The following is a 4687-nucleotide window of genomic DNA, read 5'->3' as shown; positions in this document are numbered from 1 at the left end:
GTCCGGCATCACTTCGAGGCAAAGCCCGCGTGATCCGAGCGCGGCGAGCCTTTGCTCGAGAAAAGCCATCGCCCGCCGGCCGATGCCTTTTCCACGCGCTTGCGGCAACAGGTCGATATGACCGTGCGAAGGGTAGGCAGCCAGGGCCGGCGGAATGGTGAAGTCGCGATGATGGATCTGGTGGCGAGCCCAGTCGCTGCCGCTCCAGCGCGTGCGGTCGGGTCCGGGATCGGTCACCTGCGCGCGAAGGCGCGGATACCACCTTGCTGCCAGGCCTGCATTGAAAGCCTTTGTGTCTTTTGCACCCAGCAGATAGCCCGCGGCGCCCGTTGGCCCATCGACGATGAAAGCGAGGTCGGGCTCCAGCACCTGGTAGGGGATGGTGTAGATTTGGCCCAACAGATCCGGAGCGTCTTCGCGACCGGTTGCATCCTGGCCGGCATCACCGGTCTTGAGGCAGATCATGGCAAGTGCTGGATGGTCGGCCTCGGTCGCCTGGCGCAGGAAGAAGCCATCGCCGAAATCGATGATCATGGCGGAACGAGCCGGAAATCGCTGCCTTCGGGCAGCAACTGCCCACCATCGACGACGATGGTCGTGCCGGTGATGTAACTGGCATCGTCCGAGGCGAGGAACAGGAAGGCATTGGCGACGTCGCGCGGGCTGCCGAGGCGGCCAAGCGGGATGGAATCCTCCATGTTCTTGATGAACGCCTCGCCGCGATGCAGCTCGATCGCTTCGGTCAGGATGTTGCCGGGCTCGACGCCGTTGACGGTGATGCCGTAGCCGGAGAATTCCAGTGCCGCGGCGCGGATGAAGCCGTTGATGCCGGCCTTGCTGGCCGAATAGTGGCCATGGCCCGGGCTGGTGACATGCGGACCGGTGATGGAGGAGGTGTAGAGCATGCGGCCGAAGCGTTGCGCCTTCATCGGCACCAGGGCCGCGCGGCTGGCATTGAAGGTGCCGCGCAGATTGACCGCCATGACGCGGTCCCAGTCGTCGGCGCTGGTGTTCTCGATCAGCTGCCAGGGATAGATGCCGGCATTCTGCACGATGATGTCGAGACGGCCATGCTGCTTCAGCGCCAGCGCCACGGCGGCCTCGGCGTCGCTCATTTGCGAGATGTCGGTGCGGATGAAGGGGACGCCCAACTCGCCAGCGGTCGCTTGCCCGGCTTCGACTTCGGTGTCGGCGAGCACCAGCCGCGCTCCCTCTTCGGCAAAGCGGAGCGCAATGCCCTTGCCGATGCCGCGGGCGGCGCCGACGATGAGCGCCACCTTGTCTTTTAGCCGTCCTGTCATGCGAGCCGTCCTGTCATGCGAGTCTTTGGCGAATGGTTTGCTTGAAGGCGTCGAGCAGCACCGCGGCCAGCACCAGCAGGCCATGAATCACCTGGGTGAAATTGGCCGGCAGGCCCATCAAATTGATCGCCGTGTTGATGGCCGAGAGCAAAAGCACGCCGGCATAGACGCCGGGGAGGGTGCCGACGCCGCCTTTGAGGCTGACGCCGCCGATGACGACCGCGGCGAAGGCGTTGAACAGCAAGCCGACGCCGAGATTGGCGGTGGCGCCCGACGTGCGGATCGCCAGCAGCCAGCCAGCGAGGCCGGCGATGGCGCCGGCGAGCACGAAGGCGATGATGAGATTGCGGTTCACCCGGATGCCGGCGCGGAAGGTCGCCGTCTCGTTGCCGCCGATCATCACCAGATGCCGGCCGAACGGCGTCTTGGCCATGATCAGCGAAAAGACCACGAAACAGCCAACCGCGATCCAGGCGGTGAGCGGCAGGCCGACAAGGCGCTGAATGCCGAACCAGCGGATGGCCGGCGCCAGGTCCTGCGCCGAGCGGCCGCCCGACACGACCAACACGAGGCCGCGCACCCAGATGTAGGACGCCAGCGTGATGATGAAGGCGCTCATCTTCACCTTGACCACCAGATAGCCGTTGAAGGCGCCGATGAGACCCCCGACTGCCAGCGCCAGCAGCAGCGAAACCGGAACCATCAGCCACTCGGGATGCAGCTGCACGCCCATGCCGATGCCCGACGAGCAAAACAGGATGCCGACCGCCATGGCGCTGAGCGCTGCGACGGATTCGACCGACAGATCCATGTGACCGGCGATGATCACCAGCGCCAGGCCGATCGACATGACGCCGAGCACGCTCGAAGCCTCGATGATGTTGGCGAAGATACCGAGCTGAAAGTAGTTCGGGACGAAGATGGAGAAGACCACCAGCACGAACAGCAGCATGAACCAGACGAGGTTGTCGAGTACGAACTCCAGGGCTTTGCGTGTGCGCGGGTTCATGGGCTGATCCGGTTGGCGCCCCCGCGAAATCAACTCGATTCCGTCGGGTTCAGGCGCGGATTCAAATTCGCCACGGCATCCTTTCGGACGCGGCGTTGTGAAAAGGCAGGCTCCGGGCCGCTACGGCCCGGAGCGCTTCAGATGACTATTCGACCGACTTGACGGTGTCCGTCGGCGGCTTCTGGTTGCCCCAGAAGGCCGGATTATCGACGTTTTCCTTGGTGATCGCGGCACCGGGGATCTTGATGTTCGGACCCCAGGATTCCTTGGTCACGGTCGATTTCAGGCCGAGCACGTCGTATTCGCCGGGCTTGATTTCCTGCTTCTTGACGATCTTGTCCATGAACATGGCGACAGCCGCGGCCTGCGCGTAAAGCGGCTGCTCGATTTCGGCGTTGAGCCAGCCCTTGCGGATCAGGTCGAGGCCGACCGGAGCGCCGTTCGAGCTCATCAGCATGACGTCGCCCGGCTTCTTGCCGGCCGCCTCGAGCGAGGCGACGGCGGCGACCGATAGGTGCGCGGCATGGCTGAAGATCAGGTCGATGTCGGGGTTGGCCAGCATCTGGTCGGCAACGATTGTGCCGGCATTGCTGGCTTCCCATTGCATGGCCGGAAGCGAGATGATCTTGACGTCCGGAAATGCCTTCATCTTCTCCTCAAAACCCTTCTGGATGTCGAGCGTGTAGGGATCGCCGGGGTCGCCGAGCACCTGCAGAACCTTGCCCTTCACCGAGCCGTTCTTGGCTTTCAGCAGCTTCTCGGCCTGATCCGCGGCGACGTAGCCGATCTCGACCGTTCCGGCGACAGAGGTGAAGTCGGACGGGGTCGAGGCGATCTGGCGGTCGAACTCGACCACCGGGATGCCGGCGGCGCGCGCGGCTTCGATGGACGGTTTCAGCGCATTGAAGTCGACTGCAGCCAGGATGATGGCCGCCGGCTTCAGCGCGATGACGTCGTTCATCTGCGATTGCTGGGCGTCGGTCTTGTTGTCGGCGTTCAGCGTCTTCATCTCGTAGCCGGTCTGCTTCAGGAACAGTTCCAGCGCGCTCACCGAGCCGGTCTGGAACTCGTCCAGCAGGGTCGGCACCATATAGTAGACGATACCCTTGGACTGGGCGAATGCCGGCGTGAGCGTGGCAAAGGCCAGTGCAAGGATACCGAAGACAGCAAGAAGTATTCGCTTCATGTCGTTCGCTCCTCTTAAGCCGGACCCCTCTTTTGTCCCTCAGCCTGTCGGTCCGGCACCGGCAAGCGTCTCACCGGTGATCATGTTGATCACCGCGTCGGGACTTGTTTTATTGCGTGCGACATCGCCGGCCACGACGCCCTGGCGGATCACCACGATCCGGTCGGCGACCTGAAAAGCCTGCTGCATGATATGGGTGATGATGACGACGCCGATGCCCTGATTGGCCACCTGGCGGATCATGTCGAGACCGCGCCGCGTCTGTTCGACACCGAGGGCGGCGAACGGTTCGTCGAGCAGCACCAGCTTGCCGCCCCAGTGCACGAAGCGGTTGAGTTCGATGGCTTGCCGCTGGCCGCCCGAAAGGTGCTCGACATTGGCGCGCAGCGAGGGAATGCGGGTGCCGGCATTGGCCAGCGCCTTTCCGACGACGGCTTCCATGGCGCGCTCGTCAAGCACGGGAATGCCGAGAAACTTGCGGGTGATCTCGCGGCCCATGAAGAAATTGGCGACCACGTCGACGTTGGTGCACAGCGAGAGATCCTGGTAGACGGTCTCGATGCCGGCCGCCTTGGCCTCGGCCGGTGATTTGGCGAGGAATTCCTTGCCCTCGAACAGCATGCGGCCCGATGTCGGCTCCAGTCCGCCTGATATGATCTTCACCAGTGTCGATTTGCCGGCGCCGTTGTCGCCCAGCAGCGCCACGACCTCGCCCTTGCCGATCGAGAAGCTGATCCCCTTGAGCGCTTCGATCGCGCCATAGTTCTTGGTGACGTTGTCGAGCACCAGCAGGGGTTCACTCATGCCGCAATCTCCCTGCCTTTGAGAAGGTCGCGCTCGCGTTCGCGTTCGGCCGCGAACATCTGCCCGAAGCGAGGTGACAGAACCCCGGAAACCGCCAGGGCGGCGGCGCCGCGCAGCACGGAATGCTGTCCGCCGCGCGCGACCACGACCCTGGGCGTCGTGCGGTCCTTGCGGGCCGAGACGGAGTTGTGCAGGCCTGCGGCCGAACCAGCCAGCATTTCGAGCAGGTCGGTGGACGCCAGCCCGCCGAGGATGACCGTCTCCGGGTCGAACAGGTTCTCGATGACGGCGACGGCGTTGTGAAAGATCGGTGCGACTTCGGCCACCCAGTCGGCCTCGCTGCCGTTCCAGCGCCGGAGCGCCTCGAGCGACAAATATCTTTCGAGG

The 4687-nt window shown here is 63.9% G+C and carries 5 protein-coding genes and 1 pseudogene; all 6 read right to left on the bottom strand.

The annotated features are described in order from the left end of the window. On the bottom strand, window positions 1-534 hold a 534-nt coding region (locus tag EN932_RS29620; RefSeq protein WP_128369280.1), incomplete at its 3' end, for a GNAT family N-acetyltransferase. Continuing rightward, window positions 531-1301, bottom strand: coding sequence for an SDR family NAD(P)-dependent oxidoreductase (locus tag EN932_RS29615; RefSeq protein WP_013532178.1), 771 nt, complete (start codon window positions 1299-1301; stop codon window positions 531-533). The genes EN932_RS29620 and EN932_RS29615, both read right to left, overlap by 4 nt. Window positions 1302-1314: 13 nt before the next feature. Further along, complete coding sequence (locus EN932_RS29610; RefSeq protein WP_013532177.1) at window positions 1315-2310, bottom strand: ABC transporter permease; 996 nt, start codon at window positions 2308-2310, stop codon at window positions 1315-1317. Window positions 2311-2455: 145 nt separating this feature from the next. Next, window positions 2456-3496 (bottom strand): sugar ABC transporter substrate-binding protein, encoded by a 1041-nt coding sequence (locus tag EN932_RS29605; RefSeq protein WP_128369279.1) that lies wholly within the window; start codon window positions 3494-3496, stop codon window positions 2456-2458. A 39-nt stretch (window positions 3497-3535) separates the two neighbouring features. Beyond that, entirely contained in the window at window positions 3536-4300 is a 765-nt protein-coding gene (locus EN932_RS29600) for an ATP-binding cassette domain-containing protein (RefSeq protein ID WP_013532175.1), read from the bottom strand. Further along, a pseudogene (locus EN932_RS29595) lies at window positions 4297-4687 on the bottom strand (ROK family protein); the annotation flags it as partial. The pseudogene EN932_RS29595 and the gene EN932_RS29600, both read right to left, overlap by 4 nt.

This window comes from Mesorhizobium sp. M7A.F.Ca.US.002.01.1.1, assembly GCF_004022955.1.
Classification (GTDB): Bacteria; Pseudomonadota; Alphaproteobacteria; order Rhizobiales; family Rhizobiaceae; genus Mesorhizobium; species Mesorhizobium ciceri.
Note: the sequence above shows the minus strand (reverse complement) of the source record. Positions and strands in the feature narration are given on the sequence as shown.

Coding starts and splice junctions, on each gene's coding strand:
- EN932_RS29615 (WP_013532178.1), bottom strand. CDS start 1,301: ATGACAGGACGGCTAAAAGACAAGGTGGCGCTCATCGTCGGCGCCGCC.
- EN932_RS29610 (WP_013532177.1), bottom strand. CDS start 2,310: ATGAACCCGCGCACACGCAAAGCCCTGGAGTTCGTACTCGACAACCTC.
- EN932_RS29605 (WP_128369279.1), bottom strand. CDS start 3,496: ATGAAGCGAATACTTCTTGCTGTCTTCGGTATCCTTGCACTGGCCTTT.
- EN932_RS29600 (WP_013532175.1), bottom strand. CDS start 4,300: ATGAGTGAACCCCTGCTGGTGCTCGACAACGTCACCAAGAACTATGGC.